Origin of the sequence: Marinobacter sp. NFXS11 (assembly GCF_040148675.1) — a bacterium.
Taxonomy (GTDB): Bacteria; Pseudomonadota; Gammaproteobacteria; order Pseudomonadales; family Oleiphilaceae; genus Marinobacter.
On the sequence record NZ_JAGDDV010000001.1, the window covers coordinates 1,435,063 to 1,455,629 of the forward strand.

Here is a 20,567-nt window from a genome sequence, read left to right on the forward strand (position 1 = left end):
AATTAAACGACTAAACGTTGTGTAAGGCTTCGGAACGATTCCTGAAATTTATTGATGAAAATATCAGATCGAGCAGTCGCAAGCTACTGTAATGCTTAAGCATGTCGTGACGCGTTTCTGAGCTTTTGGAGGCCGTTGACCCCAGGGGTAGCAGGTGGCTAAGTTACCGATCGATAGTTTTTGCTGGAATTGTACCGACATTTGCGGCCAAGCAGGTTAGCGCAATCAACCCTGATAGTAATCTATTCAGTGCCGATTCCAAGGTAATCAATAGGTTATGGAACTTTCCTCTAAACTGCTTTTTTTCACCGCCGAGATGTTTCTACAGTCGGAAAGTGGCTAAGCGCGGTACGTTGGTTATCATATTTAACATAATATACATTATGCGCAGTTGTGGTAGCCTTTATGCAACAGACCTGAGCACTTTGTGGGCGACCACAGAAAGTGCTAAAGGATGGCCACAGAAAGTACTAAAATTCCACAAGAACCGCTAAAACGGTCGCCCACCTGTCTATCTATATGATTCTTCGGAATTTTGAGTTATCTGTCTTTCAAGTCACTTTACGGGTGTGCAAGAGATTCGATACTGGCCACCAAGTTCGCTTCAGTGGCACTATCGCTATTCGGATCTGAGAATTTTTCGGGGTGAATTTTATGAGTACCAAAGCATCGATTACCGCTGGCGAACGACACCATCTCTATTTCCAGGAGTATTTGGATACCGAACCACAGAACGTTTTCTTTGAACTCATCCGGCCCCGCGAATTCTCCTTTGCGAAAGAAACGACGCGGGACGGAGTCATCGATAACTTGGTTGTGGAAATTCCAGCAGAAATTATGGACGACATTGCGATCGCCTGGATAAAGAAGCGGAAACTGCAAGGTGCCCTTGGCGGCCCTGTGGGTAATGAGCTTGGGAGTCCCGACAACCCTTGGTATTGATCTTCCGGTGTTGTTTGCTCATAAATCCGTTAAAATAACATTATTACGGATTTTATACTTGCCCTCTCCTCGCATCCTAGCGGCTTACCAGGAGGTTTTCCGATGAGCAAAACCGGCCAGGCACGCGTGCTCACGCCCGAACAGTTCGCCCACCTCTTGAGTGAGATCAAAGAGCATCGTTACCCGGAAAAGAACACCGCTCTGGTTCAGATCAGCTTTAAGCTTGGACTGCGAGTTCAGGAAATCGCGCTTCTTCAGATCAAGGACGTCGCCGAGCTCGGCCCTGAAAGGTCTGGTCAGCGCTCTTTCAAGCTTAAGGAAATTCTTGCGTTGCCTGCGGCTTACACTAAGGGTGCTGATGCGTTGAAGCGATCCAAATCTACATATCAGCGGCGCCGGATCAGTTTCAGCATTCACGATTTTGACCAGTTGGTGCGGCAAATTGAGACTATGGCCAAGGCGGGTGCCGAGATTAACCCAGAGGATTTCTATCCTGAGGTCAAGAAGCATCGTGGAAAATCGCGCGATCTTCCTTTATATGACGCTGCGCTGAGAACGGCTATAGAAAATCATCTTGCGATCCGCCTGGCAGCACATCCTTCAGTGAAAAAGACCGACCCCCTATTCCTGACTCAAAAAGGAGGCCCCTACTCTCCCAATACTCTCCAGGAACACTTCGCTCTCATGCAGCGGCACTGGGCAGGAATTGAGCGAGCAAGCTCCCACAGCGGGCGCCGGACATTGATGACAAATATCATTCATGATCAAAAAAAATCCGTAAAAATTGCACAAAAAATCGCCGGCCATGTTTCACCGTCAACAACGCTGATTTATGAAGAGCCTCCAGAAGAGTCACTTAAGAAAGCGCTTCAGGACGCTGGGTACAAATATGTTGATTAGCCCATTAGACGAGTGTAACTGGGCCACATTGATCATTTAACAATGGTTTGATGGCCTGAGTGAGTGTGACGCTAAGTCCTCGGACCTTCTCATCGCTGACTTCCCGCATCTGGGGATTGGGCATTGAATGTAAAGTTGCATGAGGGCCACGAAGAGCAGCCTAAAAACGGCTGTCCATCCCTTTTCCTCCGTCTCATGACAAGATTGCCATCCGCGCATGACGGACACTGCAGACCTTCTTTAACTTCCTGTTTCAGTCTTGAAAATTCGCCAAACCGGTTTTTCCATTCATTCGCCAGGTCCTCAAAACCTAGGTTGGAAAAGAATTCAGCCAAGGTTTTGGGGAATACGCTGTGTCCGAATTGATCGTTTACGACGTTAGCATCTTCCCTAAGTGACTCAATCTTTCCGCTGTGCAGCATGTAGGAGACAGCAAAAAAACCTCCATAATTGCGGGTTTCACCAAAAAGAGGCTTTGTTGTCACAGCAATAAAAATGTAAATTTTTACTTGATCCTCTTGCAACTCTCGAGGAATCTTTCCCCGATTAAACCCCAAGAATGTCGATTTCAGCTCCCATCCAGAATGAGAAACAAGTCGACCGTTCATCTCTTTTTTCTTCGAAGGGTAAATAAATCTGACTACCTGCTCTGCAGGAACTATTCTTTCCAGTTGAGACTCAATACCTTTGCTTTTTTCGTTAATCCTATTAACGAGTTCATTAACACCGTCTATTATTTCACCCTCAAGCTGCCTTCTTATTTCAAGCGCACGCTGAATTCGGGCTTCTTTGGCAGCTGCTATTTCCCGTCGCTGCTCTCTTTCTATCTGAAGATTACTGATTTTCTTAAAATAACCCTCAATTTCAGATCTAGCTTTCTCAAGTGATATTTTGAAAAATTCACGGTTCTTCTGATAACGATATGGATTAAGCGTTCGGTGAATATCTCTCTCAGATTTGCGCAAATCATCAGGGCTACATTCCCAATACTCCTCAACTACAAACTCACCCGGGACGCCCGTAGTCGACAACTGAGCTGCTCGCTCCTGCGGCGAGTTAGTGGTCATCCCGACCTTCAAAAGCCCCGGCATAGACTTATTTGAAAGGATATAAAGGTAAGCCATTAATCTCACTCTATAGTTGGTCGAGGACCTTTTGAGAGGAATCTCTATCAAGCATCAGTCATGATCCCGGAGATTGTCCCAGTCGAGAAGCCGCTGTGGAAAATATCCCTAGGTTGGTCCTCGTCTTTGTCCTTTTTTGACTTTCAGTTTCTAAACTTCGAATGTCTGTGTTCTTTTTAGTTTTTGCTGATCCGATATCAGCCGGATTTCTGTACCCGGTTCTGTCCTGCCCTGTTGCCAATGCTTCAAGGCCAAATCTATCTCGTTATATTGGAACGAACGCTTTTTGCCGCCTGCATTGGGGGGACTGCCAACGTACTTAACTTCCACACAAATTGCATAGATGCTTCGGCGAGACTAGCCGTCTTCATTCTTCTTTACCCCTAATTCCTCGCGCAATTCATTAGCAAGACCGGATGAAAGCTCAGCAAAACTCTCGAGGCGAGACAAACGCTCTTCCCATTTTTCAGTTTCGTCCGGCTTTTCTCCGGAAAGTTCGTTATCGCGAATAAATCGCACAACTGGAGCTTCATATCCTTCGTCCGCCCCCGCCTCTCGAGCTAATTCAACCCAAGCCTCTGCATCAGAAATACTGCTTTGAGCAGCAGATCGGAGCGCAAACTGAATAAGAATGCGCGCCGAATAGTCCAACCCCATTGCTAATTCAAGCCATTTCTTTGTTGCTTCGTCTGCCTCTGCGGTGGCAGCCCTTCGGAGAACTTCCGGATAATATCGATAACTTGCCTGGTCCAAATCCATAGAAGCAATAGTGCGAACTATGGGTTCCAGCTCGCGCAATGGTTGAAGGTGTTTTGGTATCGCGCTGCGATGCTCCCACAGTTCAAATATTGCCCTTGCGCAAATATTATGCGCTTCCTCCTTCTCACCCGGAGCGGCCGTTCGTGCATCTTCGATTCTCTGTGCGATGTCATGTGCCATCCAGGAAGCTAGTAGATCATCGCTCGCGTCGAATTGTTTAACGAGACGTTTCCCAAGTTGAATAACTGCTTCAGAGCGCGTAAGCGACACCATCATCCTCCATCAGATAGTAACGAACGTAGGGCCAGGGATATGACTCGAAGACATCCCTGTCAGTACCGTATTTCGGGGGAAAGCGACGGACCGATACACTTAAAATGAGCCGCTCATCAGGATATGAGGCCAATAGCTCACGTAGAAACCCCCGGTTTGCACAAAGTCTGGTCCCTGGTACCGTTTCTTCATTCAGGCCATAGCCTTGCTTTCGGGTCCAGGTTTCACTCCGTAGCACTGCCCCGTCGTTGGCTTTCCATATACGCCCATCATTGGAGGCTTCTAGTTTAAGGCGTCCAATAATGCCCTCAGATGGTGCTGGCCCCGGGTACTCCAATTTTTCAGACCACGGGTCTCCTCGATCAAGGCCTGGCGCGGCAACATAGTCAGTTACCCATCCCCACAAGTTGAACGGCGCACGCCCCATACCGTCATTCATGTCAAAACTAGGAAGGGAAAACCTATCCAACTCCGTCGCGGTCTGCAGTGCTGCAACGAGCGCCTCAGCAACTGATTTTGAGACGAAGGCACTACGAATTGAGACCGTCTCATCGCGATTTTCCTCTCCTCCAGTCCAATGCCCCCAAAGCACAGTAGAACCATCATCAGCAGAATGTTTTTGGTCGATATACCCTTTCGTCACCTCCCAGCACCAGTTGCTGTCGTTATAGCCGCTTCGAGGGGGAGGGTCTTCGACGAGTCTTGGATCGCGGCGATCTGAAAGCCATCCTCCATCGTTGCGAGCTGGGAGATAGCGCGACAGCCAATCATTAAACTCGTCTTGAGGATCATCGACATTTCGTCGCACTGGCTTCTCTTTTAATAAAACCGCTGCCGCAAACATCATCGCGTGATATCCATGGTAAGAGCACAAGTCGTCTGTTCGGGGTAGCTCTCCATGTGAATGACTTGTTTCTCTGTCTCCAAAAATTCTCCTGAGGTACCGAGGATCACCTCTTCGAGTATTCTCTCCCTGCCAACCCATATGCTTCCGCAAAGCTTGACGTGCGCGTCTTTCGGTAGCTTTTTGTGTCAGTCCGAATGCGCGTCCAAGAGGGGCTAACCAGTAGGGGCCGATATCAATGCCGAAATAAAACCTTTCGTCATCGCTAAGTACCTCTTCCTCGGAGGATTCTTCATCGTCCGCTGGATCACGCCATCCTTCATAAACTTCTTCAGGTAAGCTGGGACTATTGATGAGGGCCAGCTCCTCTAACTCGCGCATTTGGACTTTCTCGGCCTTCAAGACATTCCGAAGCGCTTGAGCGGAAAGGTCTCTGATCAAAACATGCTCTTCATTGAGCCATCGTCTTAAAACTGGCGCTATCGGCAGCAAGGCAGACGGATTTTCGATTCCACCCCTTGTAAGTCCGATCAGTAGCCACATGCGTGCATGCCACAAATAGAATGGCAGTGACTGATCTATGAAGGGCCCGCCGGCTTTTGATTCAGCAATGCAAACGATCTCCTCGACAAACTCCGTCCAGCCAAGCTCGACAATTGATCTTACAACGTGCGCGCACTGCCAACGCTCTGACGATTCTGGCGCTCCTAAGCCTGCCCAAACATAACCGGCAAGAGCGGATAACAGAGATTCCGGAGGTTCCAGTTCTGGGCGCCATGCACCATCTCCGTCCTCTGGTCGAAGCACTTCTTCAAGAAGGTCAAAACCGAAATTCAGTGCTTCATTGGCCTCTTCAGGGGAAAGGCAGTCCGCAAGAGGGTCAACCAACTGAAATAATCCTCTAGCGTCGAGCTTGTCTAACCGCAAGAGGAAGCCTTCCAGGATTGCTTGAACAACTTCTGAATCTGGAACCAGACCCTCGTTGTCGAGTTTTTCGAAGGGCAAGAACACGCCCCAGCCACGTCTTTGTATAAACTCGGGTTCACGTCGACACACCGAAAGCACTGAATTTTTTAGAGCATTTTTAACTGATAACTGTTTGAGCGCTTGCTGGGGTATTGAATCCAGCAGATATCTTAACTCGAAGATTCTGAAATCTGGCCAAGAGCTTATACAGCCAATCAACTGGGGCTCTTGACCTACTTTCAATCTTGCAAAAGCTTCTCGAAAAAAGGTCTCAAATTCAAAAGGCGGATCAAAGTTTCGCAACTCAGCATACGCTGCTCTAAGGTCTCCAGGGTCCGTCAAATCAATGTCCTGGAATATGGTGTCCCAGTTTGGTGAGCGTCTCTCAGTATCCGTATCTGTGGGCTCAAATGTCTGCGCTTCGGACGCTTCAACCGAGGCTTTTCTCTTGCGGGCAGCAATAAGACGGTCAATGTCCGGAAACTCCAGTCCATATTCAACGGCGAGATGCTTAATTTCACTCGAAACTGCCGGAGCGGATTCCTGAACTCGAATGTAGCGATACGCAATCTGAGCAAACAATGTGCGCTTTAAACTATCAGTTTCTTTGATCACCAGACGCTCTAAGTCTGATACCCGATCCCATCTAGCTTCTAGCCCTACGAGTGCTAATGGAGTGATTTCCGGCAGTTGTTCTTGGGCAACAAGACGGTATATTACTACCGGCAGAAGGCGCCCGGTTTCACCGAATCTTCGATCACGCCACCGACTGAGGATGGACAATGCTGACGAAGCGCAAAGGTTGGCCAAAGCACCAGTGGTTCCGTTCCAGTCAAAATGCTTATCACGTGCCACGTACTCGTATGTAAGTTCGGCTATGCGTGAAAGTCGGTACGCCGTATGCGGAAGTGGTTTGCTCTGCCCACCTGCAGATTCTGCGAGATGCAGAAAAGCTGTCCAGCGATCAAGGTTCTCATCACCAATACGGCTTGCAATATCCACAGCGCGATCAAAATAGACCCGGGCTTCTGCTGGATTTACCGCTAATATCGCACGCGCCAAGTCTAGGTACGCATCAGAGCGTGATTCCGCAGGTTCTCGCGAAACTTCTAACACCTGGTATGCCTGAGAAGCAAAGTCCACCGCTAATGACTCGAATCCAGGCACCCTGGCAGATTCGTGGCATAACGCAGTAAGTGTATTTGGCCAGAGTAGGTCTTGCTGGCTATCCAACCATGACTTGAAGGTTCCTATCTGTGGTGAGGGGTTTGCGAAGGAAGATACTCGTAAGATGCGTAACCACTCAAGTACCATCGCTTGTCGGAGACTCTTGTCTTCTCGGTAAATTCGGGACTCCGATGCGGAGGTCTTTTGAAGAGCATGTTCTATTGTCTCCGCCAAGTTTTCAGGCCGACGGCCACAAATAATCTCAGCGGATAGAACAATCCACGGCAATAGCCCGCCAACCTCTCTCTGGAAAGTATCCACCTCACGACTGTGGCCATAATGGTGTGAGGAATCCAAGTGCTCACGCACATTTGAGGGAGCGATATCTTTCAGGCTAAGTCGCTTTTCTCTGAGCGCTGCGTCAAGTGCATAAGCTCGAAGCAATGGCATCCGGCCAGATCCAAAGCGGTCGTAAAGATCGGGAGGTGGCTGATCAGGAAGGTAACGTTGAAGTGTCCTAGCCCATTCATCTGGCTTCGTCGGCAACACACGGACAGCCACTTCAATGACGGATCGAATGGCGTCCAGAATGGTCCATTTCGTATTCCAAGTCTCGGATCCTGTCAGGTCGACACGCCGATCAGAAAGCAAATGTATCAGCCTCGTTAAAGGAGAAGTGGGAATAGAATGATTAGTATTACTCACGCTCGAAATCAGGCCCAAAAGCAACCAAATATCGTTGCCTGCAGCCTCCGCAAGAGCATCGATTTCCTCGTACTGACAGAGATCCACAAGGCGTTTCCCCAACCGGCACCCGACTTCAAAAGCAATCCGGCGGGGCCTCCAGCGTCTCAGAAAACTCGCTGCCTCCTCAGGACCGCGTAATCGTAGAATTGCCAGCGCAATCTCTGTTTTATCTTCGTCGCTGACATCCTCATGTCGTCGTTCCTGTTCCGGCAATCTTGCCCAAGTCCAAAGCCAATCCAGTGCCATTCGAAGTCGGCTGGAGGCAAGAGCAAAAAATTCTTTGGGTCCGGAAAGGATGCCAGCATAGTAAGCATGGTGAGACCCCATCCAGGTGGAGGCAAAGATTCTCCGTGAGACAAGTTCCTCCACACGATCAGGAGCCAAAAGCTCAGCCGCAATATCAGTGTTTTCTTGAATCAGATTGTTCTGCCGATGTTCTCCTGCACATTCAGCACCACTCTTAATAGCAAGCTTGGTAGCTGCCAAATATTGCTTCTGTTGCAGGCAGGCTTTCAGTGCGAAAGTAAGGCGCTGCAGCTCAACATCCCTCTTTTCAAGAGGATTCTCAGAGGGTAAGCCCTCTCCAGAAAGGGCCAGCTCTACAAGTTCGCTCATGTTCCCAGCTTCCAAAAGAAGATGTGGAAGTGTCGCAGCGGCGTAAGAGCTCTGTGTCGCAATTGGCCTCAGTCGTTCAAGAAATCGAGGCAAGTCTGAGCTTTCTGGCTTAAACCGTTCACGGAACCAAGTTTCGCTGGGCTCATCACGAAAATGCAGGCTATTTCCTTTCACCAACAATGGACGACTCAAGCTCAGGGCAAAAGTTCTGACAGCGCTTTCTGAGGTTCCAGAAAGTTTGGCAAGAACAGGGATAGGTACCAGCGGGCGCAGGATCGCCAGTCCTTGGCAGATCACCTCAATCTGAGAAGCTTCGATGGCACCTTCTTTATCACACAGTCTGGCCACTTCACGGTCAAGCAGCTCACCTATTGCACGGTCGACAGTCGTTGGCTCAGGGCCCAGTCGTTTAAACATTTCTTGAAGGGGTAAGTCTTGTGAGAGTGCCAATGCCTGCACACGCGGATTCGAGCTGCTCAGAACAGCGAATTCCAAAATATCTTGCTCGGTTGCCGAAGGATAGGAACCGCGAAGATGCCTCCCAGTTTCCTCGTCACTGAACGGACGCAGTTTTATCTCTTGAGCATCAGGGGGTGCTTCAAGCATCGAGCAACGATGGGTCCGACAAGTAAATGCAAGACGCACTCCCTCCGGTAGAGGGGTTCGGATAAGGTCTTTAACAAAGCTGGAAGAATCTCCTTTTTCCTTTGCCGCCATTTCTGCATTGTCAGCAGCATCAATAATTAGACAAAGCTTTGCGTCTGAACTCCTGGCCTGCAACAACCCAATAGCCTGGGCGAGTCGGTGTATGAAAGCGCGCATATACTGCTTAGTGCCAGCATGCGCAGTCGGTATCAGCGGATGACACAATCCCCTCGCCGCCAACTCATTGGCCATTTGCACGAGGGCGTCAGCATGAGTATGACGAGAATAAAGAGAACTTCGGTAAAGACCATCACCGAAACAGTCATAAAGAACAGCCTCAGAATCGGGAGGAATTTCAGCCGCCAATCTAGAAGCGAGCACCGACTTTCCAACACCGCCTTCGGCATGAATTACAATAGGGGATGTTGCGGCAAGGAACGCTCTAAGAATTTCATTTTCTTGATCGCGAGGAAGGGTGCCTGAGGGATCCGGAATTAAACAAGGAGCAGGTTGTAGATCATCTTCTGATGACTTCAGGGCGCGAAGCACATCGTGTCGGCGAACGGACGGATTTGACTCAAATTCTGTAGTCGCCTTGCGCGTGATGAGGTCTTTCAACTGCAATGGAGCGTCGCAATCTGCGTCTGGAAGATAAGAGGTAAGATCCTGCACCAAGAGATTTCGCTGTCCCCAGAGATCGTCCTCTTCACCGTCAACTACAAACAACTTAAAGAAAAGCGCTGCCCGATTTTCTTCCAGGCCGGTGTAATTTAGTAGAGCCTTATGCACTGCCTGATGGCGCTTCTTTGTTCCTAAAGCGAAGTCGGCTAAAGCTTCTTGAAGCTTGGGATCTATTGGGCGATTCGTTGTAAATTCGAATCGAAACCTCCGCGCTACATCTTCATCGGAGAAATCTTCCGTAAGCTCTCTGTAACGGCCGGCGAAGCCTTGGATCGTCTTTTTCAGTCCGCCAACGGTCCAGGGCACAGCATTCGCTCGCGTGGAATGTTTCAACTGAACATAGCGGATTAAATCAGCTTGATCGATGTTCTCGGAACCAAAATAGAGCCCGACATCAATCAGCTCTTCTCCCTCATCAATCTCACCACCTTTTGCTTCTTGCGTCGACGCTCCTTCAATTGTGATCGCTACAAGATCCGTCTGCCCGGGCAATAGTTGCAGGCACTGACGTGCTGCCCAGTGATAGTGAAATTGGTCTCCATCCCTGCTAGGTCGAACGAGGTCTACCTTGGACATAAATTCCTTAAGAACAGCTTCTTACGGATTGAACCGTTATTTTAATGTTTTTCTTTGAGACTCACAGATTAGTGAGTTCCGCTGACAGAGAGCTCGGTTGACCACAACCGACTTAGATAAACATATGCTAACTACTCGGTTTAAGTAACCCCTGTTTCTGAGGACCTCGTTAAATACATTTGCTGAGCGTTACTTAACAGAGCGGCCTCCATCTAACGTGGAGAGTAGCAATTTGGTTAACAGCGAAAGAGCGATACTTGGTCCAATTTCTAACCTCGGCTTGGATGGTAGGCGCCCGCTAATGAAACTCCACGCCTTCCAAAAAATGTGCTCCGTCGAACGTTAACACATTTGTGTAAACCTCTGTGGATTCGACACTTCTGTGTCCTAGAAGCTGGCTCACGAACTTCAACGGCCGGCCGTGCAGGAGCAAGTGCACCGCAAAGCTGTGTCGAAAGGTATGACAGCCGATCTTGAACGGCGGCTCTCCCCCCACCTGGTCAATCAACCGATCGATGTTGGCACTGACCGCCTGGCGCGTGATCGGAAAGATCCGCTCGTCCTTCCGAAACTTCCCCATCCACAGGTAGCTCTGGATCCGGGTCTGGAAGTCCCGATCCAAGATGGGAATAAACCGCTTGGGCGAGCGTTGCAGGCTGCGTTTGCTCGGCCGCCCTGCCCCTTGCTTGAGCGTCTTGAGAACCACCCCGAAGTCGTAGCCGTCGTCGTGGAAACTCGCCGGTGTAATCGCCAGCACCTCGGAGACCCGGGCGCCGGTGCACCACATCAGATCCAGGATCAGCCGGTGCATGGGGTGGGTCTCGGCCTCCAGCAGCGTCAGCACCTCGGGCTTGAGCAGGTACTTGGGCATGGTGTCGAGGGTTTCCAGCAGCAACGGTCGCTTGTCGATGAGCCGGTCCCAATCGATGGTGACTTCGGTGATTGGGAACGACACCAGAGGACGCTCCTGAAAGCCGAGCGAACGCTTGTTTCGGGACGGGCGGGGAAATGACCGCGCGCTGGTGATGTATTTTGACATTTCCCCTCCGGGGTTCTGTCAATTTTGGGCTGGAATTAAAGGCCTGAACAAGCGCCCTCTTCCGGTCTCATAAGTATGGCAACCAGCGGGAAAACCGCAAGAAACGGGGGTCGGTTGACGAACTACCAACTGAAGTCAACGTGATCAAATATTGACCAATTTGGAATTTAGGGCGATAATAAAGTTGTGCGTAATTGACTTGTTTAGTGCGTAAAACATTCTCTAAACGCCGGTCTCGGCGCCTTCGTCTGGATTGTAGGGATCCCTGGCGTGGCGACAATCGGCATAGGTTGGTTTTATGCACACAAAATCCAACGGGCCTAAAGTGTCCAACCCATATGTGGCTGGTCACTCGCCCTCGCCTGGGCTCCTTGTCAATGACCGATCAGGTCCCTCCGAAACGCCAACGTTGCCCGGACATGACCACCGCAGTGCAGCGCAGTTGTCTTCCGAGCGACCCCGCAAACCAGGACTTGGGACGACGATTGGCGCCCGATCGCTAACCCCCTGCCAGCAGACCACTGCCCGCGATTTCCGGACGGCCGCCGATTTCCGAGTCGCGCAAATGCTCAAGCACCAGCCCCCCAGCGAATTCCATTCCCTGGCGGAGTATTTTCATGCGGCTCTGCTTGAGGGCGATCCCACGGTCTCCCACTACGTGCCACAGCCGTTTGTCCTCAAGATCGGCAAAGAACACTACAAACCCGACTGCTATGTGGTTCGTGACCATCGTGTGGACGTGGTGGAGCTGAAACCGAGGGCGAAATTCGATCCTCAGAAGCGAAGAACCCTGGAGGCGTTTTTTCGGGATCACCACATGCACTTTTCGGTCCTGGCGAACGAAGCGGTTCTCGCGCGGCGTATCGAAGCCTGTAACTGGCTCACGATCGTACAGATGCTCGTTCTCCATCGGGACGTCGACACGTGGGTTGACGAACAGGCGATCCTCGATCAAGTGTTTCGGGCCGGAGGGGGACGAATCGGCGATTGGGTCTTGGCGAAGGATCGTTCCGCCACCCGAGTTCAAGAAATCGCCCTATTCCGCCTCTTGCATCAAGGCAAACTCCATACCGACCTGTCGGATCATCGTGTGAGCTTTGAAACGGAGGTGTTGCCATGAACCTAACCTGGCGCGAACGCCTTCGCCAATGCCCTCGATTAGCCGAGTTCTCCGCGTGGCCGCCGTTGGACCCCGGCGTGATCCCGAAGAAGGAGCGCAAAGCGTTCTTGCGCAATCAACGCATCGTCAAATCGGTCCTTGCGGGCTCTCCCCTGTCCGAGGTCGCTACGTTCCACGGGGTGAGCCCCGGCCGCGTTACGCAATTGCTTGACCGCTGCCTCGGGGGGCCGGTGAACGCACCACCGTCGTTGCTCCGGGGCTTAGTGCCCCATCAGGTGCTGAATACGCACCATCCGGATCGCTCCGAGCGGGGTCAGTTTGCCCGTCTACTGCAAGACGTTCCCGGGCTGCGGGTGGGACTCGATGGCATGCTATTGGATCGGCTGAAAGACTCCCGCTGGGCCGAGGTGCCTTCCCCGGGGAGCTACCATGCCTTGTTCAAGCATCTCTTGGCGCAAGCCAATTGGCCTCTGGACCGCTATCCCTACACAACCGATTCGCTGGCCTACGAATCGGTGCGCCGGGATCTGCACGCCCGTTGGACGCTGCTTTGCCAGGCGGCCAAGACCCACCGCACCGCCTTCAAAACCCTTCCTGGTCCGGCTCCAGCCTTGCAGCTCTATGACCGCATTGAAATCGACGAACAGATCATTGACTGCCAGCAGTCGGCCGTGGGGATTGAGATTTCCATCGGGGAACAACTGCCGCCCATGAGACTGCCTCGACTGACACTGCTCGCGGCTATTGATGTGGCGACGGACTGCATCCTGGGCTTTCGGTTGGCGTTGACCAAGCATCCCACGCAGGACCACCTGCTCGGTTTGCTTCAGGAATGCCTTCACCGCGGCGCGAAGCGGCAACTGAGCACGCCCGGGCTGACCGTGTCGCCGGAAAGTGGCTTCCCAAACACACAGACCAGCCTGCCCTTACCGCTACCCCGTGAGATTGCGCTGGACAACGCCTGGATGCATCACGCCAGTAGCGTCGAGGTCTTCGTCACCCAAGAGCTGGGCGCCACGCTGAGCTATGGGCGTCCCGGCTCCCCCACCGTGCGCAGAGCCATTGAGCAGGCTTTCAACCGCGTTAATCAGCAATTCACCCATCGACTGGCGTCCACGACCGGCTCCAGTGTGACCGACCCCAAACGTGAATCGGCTAAAAATCGGAAGGCACCGCCCGTGGTGTCTTTGCCGGTTTTCGAAGAGGAACTCTATGTCACCCTGGCCGAAGCCAATAACCGCCCGAGGGCGAATCGGGCCACGGCAACGCCGTTATCGGCGATGCACTTTCAGGCGGACCGGGTGTTCGGTGTCGCTGTGGACGATGACATCCGGGCTCAATGGAATCCTTTCAGCCAGGTCAAGACCGTCACGCTCCACGATCAATCGAACCCCGAGCGCAAACCTTACATCAACTTCGAGTATTTGAAGTACAAGGGTCCGGGCTTACTCGCGGTTCCACCCGGCGAGAAGAAGATCGTCGTTCGTTACGACCGCCGTGATATTCGCGAACTGGAGGTTTTCCGGCGCAATGGTCAACCCCTCGGTCCCGTGCGCTGTCCCGGAACATGGCAGTCGTTCGCCCATGGCATAGGAACCCGGCGCTACCTGTTTCAACGCCAACGGGCCATACTCCGGCGCAGCCTGGACCCGTTGACTGATCACCTTTATCGGCAGCGGGAGCAAGCCCGAAGTCCCACCGCCCTGGCCAGGTTCCTGAGCACCTATCAGGAGTTCATCGGTGGCTTCGGGCTGCCAACCTACCTGTGGCCCAATCCGGCGCAAGATATTGACGCCGAGAGTCACCAACCGCTCCCGGTTAAGGGTCCGAGCACCGAACCAGCCGCAAAGGCCATGGCACCCCCACGGAAACGTTACTGGTCCATCAGCCTCAACCCGGGAGCCAAGCCATGACTAACCGCAAACGACCCTCCCTTGCCGATCACCCGCTCTTGGCGCTGAAAGCGGTTCAATTCGAAACACCGGCGTACTTGAACCTGGTCAAGACATTGACGGAGTGGCTATGGCAGGGCACCACCGGGGGGTTCATCGTAGGCACACCACGTATCGGCAAGAGCTGGGCCATGCGGTCATTAAAAGATCAGCTGCAGCTGCGAGATGGATCGACGGTGCCGGTCACCTACATGGCGATGGTCGATCGCGATCGTAAATCGGTCGCCGAAGTCCCTCGTCGGGCCTGCATTGATACCGGCCTGCCAGTCAATCCACGTGCGAATGCCGATCAGCTCTCTGAGCAGTTTGTGACACACATCTGTGACTTGCAGGCGCAAGCCGGCGTTCGAACGTCGGTGCTGATCGTCGATGAATTTGATCATCTCGAACCTCGCCAATTCAACGCGTTTGCCGAATTCTTCAATCGATTGGATTACTTACATCGCTCAATCATGGTCGTCTTTGTGGGTAATCAGGACGAAGCATATGCGTTGCTTGAGCAGATGATTGGCGAGAAGTACCAGCGTATCCGTGGCCGGTTTTGTAAACGACTGGTTGAGTATTTCGGTCTTCGCAATCGCGAGGAGTTGGCGTTTGTAATGGAGCAATACGACACACGTCGGTTTCCTGCCGATGGACCGACCTACACAGCCGCCTTTCTGCCGGCGGCTACCGATGCCGGGTGGCGGTTTAAAAGCTTAGCCAAGGACCTCTGGCGGGTGTACGCGCTGATTGCTCGTGAGTACAGCCTCGACTCCTGGGGCATGGAATACGCGGTGGGCACTCTCAACCTCTTGGTCACCGACCTGCTGCCCCGATATGGCTGGCAGGACATTGAGGACGATCTCCTGCGCGAGGCCGTGTTAATAACGCATGTGGCCGATGATTTCGTTCAACAGCGTTTCCGGAGAAAGGGGCCGTGAACATCTCAAGCTTGAGAAAAAGCGTCCTAAACGAAGGGTGGGCTTTTGCCCACCCTCTGGAGAGCGCGTATTCCCGGGGTCGTCGATGGCTGAACGCCAACCCGGCCTGTAGCCGACATAGGATTCGACAGCACTTCCGGTCACAGGAAGTTGAGGGCAACGCTGATTCTTGGCAGCAGGCCGTTTATTGGCAAGGGCCGAGGCAATGCCCGATCTGTGCAAAACACCTCTTTCACACGCTGATCTACGAACTGCCAAGCGTTCAGCAATGCCCCATCCATCACAGGGCGTTTACGAGCCGTTGCCCCGGGTGTGGGCTGCCGTGGGATCGCCCACTCACAGCGCTAGAGCCTATTTGCGAGCTGTGTGGGGTGCTGCCGTTTGAACAACGCGGACGGGTTCAATTGCCGTCGAAGACTTACCGGCGATTGGGGTGGCTGAACCGACGGATTCAAGAGTGCTGGCAAACTCAGGCCTCTCGCAATTATGCAAGCATTTGCGACCGGCGAGCCACTCTCGCTTGGACCAGCGATGCCGAAAAAGCCCGTTTTACAGTGCCAGTGCTGTCCGATCCCCTGTTTCTGGCCTTTGAATCCGCCAGACGGCACGGACGTTGGGATCGAAAACTCGAGTCGCTCGAGGTGAAAACGGTCAGGGAGACCCTGAAAACCAGGTCGGCCAAGCTTCATCCGTGGACACCCCCAGCACCTGGAGTGTCCAGGGCTCGAAACGAATCCTTGAGGCCTAGTGGCGTGAACATTACGCCTTTGAGCCGCACACTGCTCTGTCTGGCACTTCGTCGCCTTCTGGTGTGGCATCGGAGTCAGATTACTCAACCTCACCGGCTCAGTTGGCGTGACTTTCGCCATGCCCGGCCAAAGCACTTTGGTGCCGAGGGAACAGTCTGTTTGCTGTGTCTCGCGTTCAGCTTGTGGTGCCAGGCGATTACCATGAAATACTTCGCGCCCGGGCAGGTTGCGACGCCCGGACAGCATGAAATTTGTCGGATGGGACGTTATTCAAGCTTCTCTCAGACACCGGAGCAGGTGTTCGTAGCGAGTAACGACGGCCGTCTGTTTCGGCCGACCCCAAATCTGGATCGATGGTTCTACCTGCGAGCCTCGGATTTCCTGTTCCTGGAACTCATCAGCCTGGTGACCAGTGTCCACGACAAGTTGGTGAAGACCCCCGCCGACTTTTCAATGACGCAATACCACTCGCGTTACCGAACGGTTTTTCCCCAATTTGCCTCTCGACTGATCGACTACCAGTTAACTCATCACGGGCTCGATCTGATGTACTGGTTCAAGACACCACTACAGGAACTCCAACTTGCCCAGTCAATCAGGGACTCTGTAGACCGATGTCACGGTGAAAAAGAAGGCACAGCTCCCCTTCTCTGGTCCGCTGATTCGGCCCCTCGGGCTCTGAAGCTTAAGCACGTGGCTGCGTTTCTCTCTAGCGCCGCGCCATCCATGCACTGTGGGCGAGCAGCGTTTTCCAGCTGGACGACGCACCACTGGGACTGGCCGGGGGATCCGCTCCAACGTTATTCGAACGCGTCCGTTGTGCAAGCTCCGAGCAGTCAGAGGTTCTTATGAACAACCATTGTAATGTCATTCACTTCGTCCCCGGTCACCCGTGCTGCTTAACGGCGCCGTCGCGTGCAACGTCGACGAAAAAATGATGATAGGAGACGAGCCATGCCTGCCAGGGAAACCGCTTTGCGCCCCCACCCACTCTTTGATGTGGCCAGACGATGTGACGATCAACATCAGGTTGAGCGCTACCCCACGCTGGCTCATTTCATTGAAGGGCTTACCATCGAAACCGCCTTCGAGGAGTTTAAATGGATTCTGGAGTTCCTCTCGGGCTATCAGCAGACCAAGGGTACGTTCAACCTATACCGAACCGAGAGCCAGCGGCTCTTGCTGTACTTGTGGCTTGTCGAGAGCGTGTCGTTAAGCCAGATAAACTCAGAAAGCCTCTCCCGGTATCTACGTTGGCGCCAAGACCCGCCGGTCGGCTGGATTGCTCCCCACAACGTCTGCGCCTTCCGAAGGAACGGTGTGGCCTTCGAAGCCAATCCGGCGTGGCGGCCGTTCGTCCATCGTCAAAATACCAAGCGCAGCGGCAATCTGTCTTCAGAACCCACGACCTATCACATGACTCCCGGCAGTTTCGAGGTAACCTGTGCCGCTCTCCACACCACGTGCCATTGGCTTTTAACACGGGGGGTCTTGTCACAGAATCCGATGGAAACCCTCCACTCGAACGACCGGCGGCTCAACCCGGTTTTTATTCAAAGAGCTGCCGGCAAAGATCAGGCATTGACCCGCGAAGACTGGTCTGTCTTTTTAACAACCCTGATGTCCCTGGCCAACGATAACCCGGTCATTGAGCGAGAATTGTTTATCGTGGTCACGATGGAAAGCCTGCAGTTGCACGTAAGCGAGCTCGCCGTTTGGCCGGTCGCCGGCGGGGAGGATCGTGTTCCTACTTTCGGAAGTTGCATCAAACAGCCCAGCCACCGTGACGGCCAGTGGCTGTTCTGCGTTACGGGAAGAGCGGATGTCTACCGAGAAATCGCCATCCCGGATGATTACTTTCCCTTCCTTCGCCGGTATCGCTGTTACCGGAGGCTCAGTCCGCTGCCTTCGCCCCGAGAAGCCATTCCTTTATTAACCAGTCGAGCAGGGAAACCATTGCGTCGTCGACAAATAACACGCTTGGTTGAACAGGCTTTCTGTCGGGTCGCTGATCGCCTGGAAAGAGTTACGCACCGTCCAAACCGCGAGCACACTGACCATGGAAAGCTTTTGGCACTGGCCGCTTTGCTTCGCGAAATGTCAACGAAATCCAACGCCCTTCGACACACCGGCGCGACCCAAAAGCTGTCAGCTTCGGACTTGCACGACGTCCCGGCTCTTGCGCGAGAGCTGGGGTTCTCGGAACCCGGAGCCCTAATCAATGCCTATGTAGACGGACAAACCAAGGGTAGGAATAAAAGGAGCTAAGCGATGGCCACAAAACTACCCCTAACCAAAGCCGATGTTTCCCTGATGATCGAGCTCGGCGCCTCAGCTGCCTACCTCTCCAGCCTTCTGAAAGCCTCTGGCCTTGATGTCAATTGGGTGCCCTTGAGAAGTACTCGGAAGACCAATTCTGCTCTGTCGCGCTCTGAGCGTGCCGTTCTACGTTCCGGTGGAGCCCGCTTAGATAACGGGAGCCTCGATCAAGTCGTAGCCCAGGCCCGCCTCCTTGAACTTGTGACTGAGAGCCGAAGGCTGGTTTCTGAGGCGTATGACACAAAGGCCGTGGCAAAACTACTGGGCATGTCGGAATCTGCCGTAGAGCGGCATGTGCTTCGTGTTCCTCCACGCTTTCACGGCATTCAACTCAAAGATAATCGCCTTGTCCTGCCGGGCTGGCAATTCACTGAGTCTGGCCCCATACCGCACTTACAGTCCGTGCTGAACTGCATGGCCCCCTTGAGTCCATTAGCCTTCTCTCGTTTTATGCTCACGCCCCATCAAGACTTGGAACACGAGGATCAAAAATTCAGCCCTCGGGAGTGGCTCGTGCGAGGCTATGAGCCCAAGCCTGTGCTTGATCTTGTTAAGTTCCTGATTGGCGACTGAGCCGGATTTTTCCAACTCCGGATGGGCCTAATACGGAGTCAGGGTCAGTAACGGATATTACTGGGGAGCAGTTGGATTAAAGACTAGGGGCAGGTCACCGAAAGTTTAGTTCTTTGTGTGGTCGTCTAACATTTAAACGACCTCTCACCGTCCCACAACCATGTTCCTGCCGGCAGGTTCTTTCAGAGCCACAGCAACACAAACATCAATAAGACGCTAACCACCGAAGCGACTACAGTCCTGACCAGGTTCTATCGTACCCAGCGATGTTCGAAAGAGCGCCGTGCTGAGTCGAGCGTGAATTCATCCATGACATCCACATTCAACGTTTGCAACGCGTTATTCAGCGGAACATTTATTCGAAAGGTTGGTAGTTGTACCCCAAGGATATAAGCGATCGCACTGGCAACAACCAGGGTTGGGACTATGCCATCGTGTTGCAGGACTGCCAGAATTACCGCCGCCATTAAAGCAAAGACGGAGCCTATCCATACAAGACCAAAGATGTGATGACCGGCCTGAATCACGCCGTCGATAGCCTGAAAAGCACGGATGAATTCCTTATCCGGCAAGTTTCCAATTCCTGGCATAATCACCGATGCAAAGGAAAAGACAAACCCGGCCGTCAAGGCAGATAGCAATGTAGCCACGATCAATGCGAGTTCAAGCAAAGTCATGATCTATTCTCTATTAGACGCGCAATGAACTTTAGTTGGTTTAAGTGCAAGTCAATTTTCGTGGAACAATGCCGGTTGTTATTGCCGCAGCACGCCAGAGTTTGTGCAGAGGGCGACAACCTCAAACTCAGCCTCGGCGAGTCGACAGTAGATAAGACTGCGGAATTTGCCCGGGCCAATGCTTGAAAGCCTGTGTATCCACCCTGCTCCGACTATCGTGGCCTCACAGCCAGTGGCAGCCGCTCTCGAATGAACTCGGCTAAGGCTTTTGTATGTGGTGGCACACCCAGGCTTGATGGCATCAACAGGCTGAGGCTTGCGTACTGGGATACCCATTCCGGCAGAACAGCCGTTCGAGCTGGCCAGCTTGAACGGCTGTTCTGCAGACATAATCAGGCAATGCAGTAACGCCCAGGCCATCAATCGCGGCTTGTCTGATTGTCGACATATCTTCTGAGCAAAGCCCGATATGGGTATTTTGATGGGTTCGAAGGCCGTCTTTGTGCTGTAAGGGAATCGCCTCTTTCGCGCCGGCTCTCCCCACCTTTAAAAACGACAACTGGCTAAATCATAGGGTGTTTCCAGTTGTTCTAGTTGCTCCAGATAGCACGGCGAGTAATAAAACTGCCATTCCACATTGGCGATAAACCGCTGGACCAAGCTCGAATCAGGCAATTCGCCACTATGGCCTCGAATGGCGATGTCTATCCCTTCAGTAATCAGGTCGACCATGGTGTTGGAGACACGTTGTTCGATAAGCACTTTGGGATGCTGCCTGGCGAAATCAGTAACGATATCAAGCAGAACAAATTGCGCCACACCGAGCGAACAGCTGATCACGACCTTTCCTGAAAGGCAGCCTCAGCATTTCAAGCTTCTTTGATAACTTTGATGTCGATCGCGGCGAGCTGACGAATAGCGATCTGGTTGAAAAGCTTGACCATTTATTGAGTGCCTTTGCCTCTGAACCCCAGAC

14 protein-coding genes are annotated in these 20,567 nt (G+C 52.6%); 8 read left to right on the plus strand and 6 right to left on the minus strand.

Going from position 1 to position 20,567, the window contains the following annotated elements; genetic code table 11:
* Window positions 1-654 precede the first annotated feature (654 nt).
* Together J3362_RS06695 and J3362_RS06700 are read left to right on the plus strand one after the other, a co-directional pair.
* Window positions 655-942, plus strand: a complete 288-nt coding sequence (locus tag J3362_RS06695) for a hypothetical protein (RefSeq protein WP_349518754.1) — start codon at window positions 655-657, stop codon at window positions 940-942.
* 102 nt (window positions 943-1,044) lie between these two features.
* Window positions 1,045-1,842, plus strand: coding sequence for a tyrosine-type recombinase/integrase (locus J3362_RS06700; protein WP_349518756.1), 798 nt, complete (start codon window positions 1,045-1,047; stop codon window positions 1,840-1,842).
* A gap of 89 nt (window positions 1,843-1,931) precedes the next feature.
* Here J3362_RS06700 and J3362_RS06705 read toward each other — a convergent pair whose 3' ends face one another.
* From J3362_RS06705 to J3362_RS06720, 4 genes are all read right to left on the minus strand, one after another.
* A complete protein-coding gene (locus tag J3362_RS06705; RefSeq protein WP_349518758.1) occupies window positions 1,932-2,966 on the minus strand; it encodes a GIY-YIG nuclease family protein in 1,035 nt (344 codons plus the stop codon).
* 357 nt (window positions 2,967-3,323) lie between these two features.
* Window positions 3,324-4,001 carry an AVAST type 3 anti-phage protein Avs3b gene (avs3b, locus tag J3362_RS06710; RefSeq protein ID WP_349518760.1) on the minus strand — a complete coding sequence of 226 codons (678 nt, stop codon included), beginning with the start codon at window positions 3,999-4,001 and terminating at the stop codon, window positions 3,324-3,326.
* Complete coding sequence (locus J3362_RS06715) at window positions 3,976-10,239, minus strand: ATP-binding protein (protein ID WP_349518761.1); 6,264 nt, start codon at window positions 10,237-10,239, stop codon at window positions 3,976-3,978. The genes avs3b and J3362_RS06715 overlap by 26 nt, the downstream gene beginning before the upstream one ends.
* Window positions 10,240-10,537: 298 nt before the next feature.
* Window positions 10,538-11,194 (minus strand): tyrosine-type recombinase/integrase, encoded by a 657-nt coding sequence (locus J3362_RS06720; RefSeq protein WP_349518762.1) that lies wholly within the window; start codon window positions 11,192-11,194, stop codon window positions 10,538-10,540.
* 526 nt (window positions 11,195-11,720) lie between these two features.
* On the opposite strand from J3362_RS06720, the gene J3362_RS06725 reads away from it, so the two are divergent.
* From J3362_RS06725 to J3362_RS06750, 6 genes are all read left to right on the plus strand, one after another.
* Window positions 11,721-12,398 carry a hypothetical protein gene (locus tag J3362_RS06725; protein WP_349518764.1) on the plus strand — a complete coding sequence of 226 codons (678 nt, stop codon included), beginning with the start codon at window positions 11,721-11,723 and terminating at the stop codon, window positions 12,396-12,398.
* On the plus strand, window positions 12,395-14,311 hold the full coding sequence (locus tag J3362_RS06730; protein ID WP_349518765.1) for a TnsB C-terminal domain-containing protein: 1,917 nt from the start codon (window positions 12,395-12,397) through the stop codon (window positions 14,309-14,311). Before J3362_RS06725 ends, J3362_RS06730 begins: the two co-directional genes overlap by 4 nt.
* Complete coding sequence (locus J3362_RS06735; RefSeq protein WP_349518767.1) at window positions 14,308-15,273, plus strand: ATP-binding protein; 966 nt, start codon at window positions 14,308-14,310, stop codon at window positions 15,271-15,273. The genes J3362_RS06730 and J3362_RS06735 overlap by 4 nt, the downstream gene beginning before the upstream one ends.
* Window positions 15,274-16,223: 950 nt before the next feature.
* Window positions 16,224-16,874: a hypothetical protein gene (locus tag J3362_RS06740; protein ID WP_349518768.1), complete on the plus strand. Its 651-nt coding sequence runs from the start codon at window positions 16,224-16,226 to the stop codon at window positions 16,872-16,874.
* 102 nt (window positions 16,875-16,976) lie between these two features.
* On the plus strand, window positions 16,977-18,290 hold the full coding sequence (locus J3362_RS06745) for a site-specific integrase (protein ID WP_349518769.1): 1,314 nt from the start codon (window positions 16,977-16,979) through the stop codon (window positions 18,288-18,290).
* Window positions 18,291-18,293: 3 nt separating this feature from the next.
* The gene (locus J3362_RS06750) at window positions 18,294-18,914 is read left to right on the plus strand and encodes a hypothetical protein (RefSeq protein WP_349518771.1); all 621 of its coding nucleotides are present in this window, start codon (window positions 18,294-18,296) and stop codon (window positions 18,912-18,914) included.
* Window positions 18,915-19,165: 251 nt separating this feature from the next.
* Here J3362_RS06750 and J3362_RS06755 read toward each other — a convergent pair whose 3' ends face one another.
* Together J3362_RS06755 and J3362_RS06760 are read right to left on the minus strand one after the other, a co-directional pair.
* The gene (locus J3362_RS06755) at window positions 19,166-19,591 is read right to left on the minus strand and encodes an anthrone oxygenase family protein (protein ID WP_349518772.1); all 426 of its coding nucleotides are present in this window, start codon (window positions 19,589-19,591) and stop codon (window positions 19,166-19,168) included.
* Window positions 19,592-20,137: 546 nt separating this feature from the next.
* Complete coding sequence (locus J3362_RS06760) at window positions 20,138-20,431, minus strand: LysR substrate-binding domain-containing protein (protein ID WP_349518773.1); 294 nt, start codon at window positions 20,429-20,431, stop codon at window positions 20,138-20,140.
* Window positions 20,432-20,567: the final 136 nt, after the last annotated feature.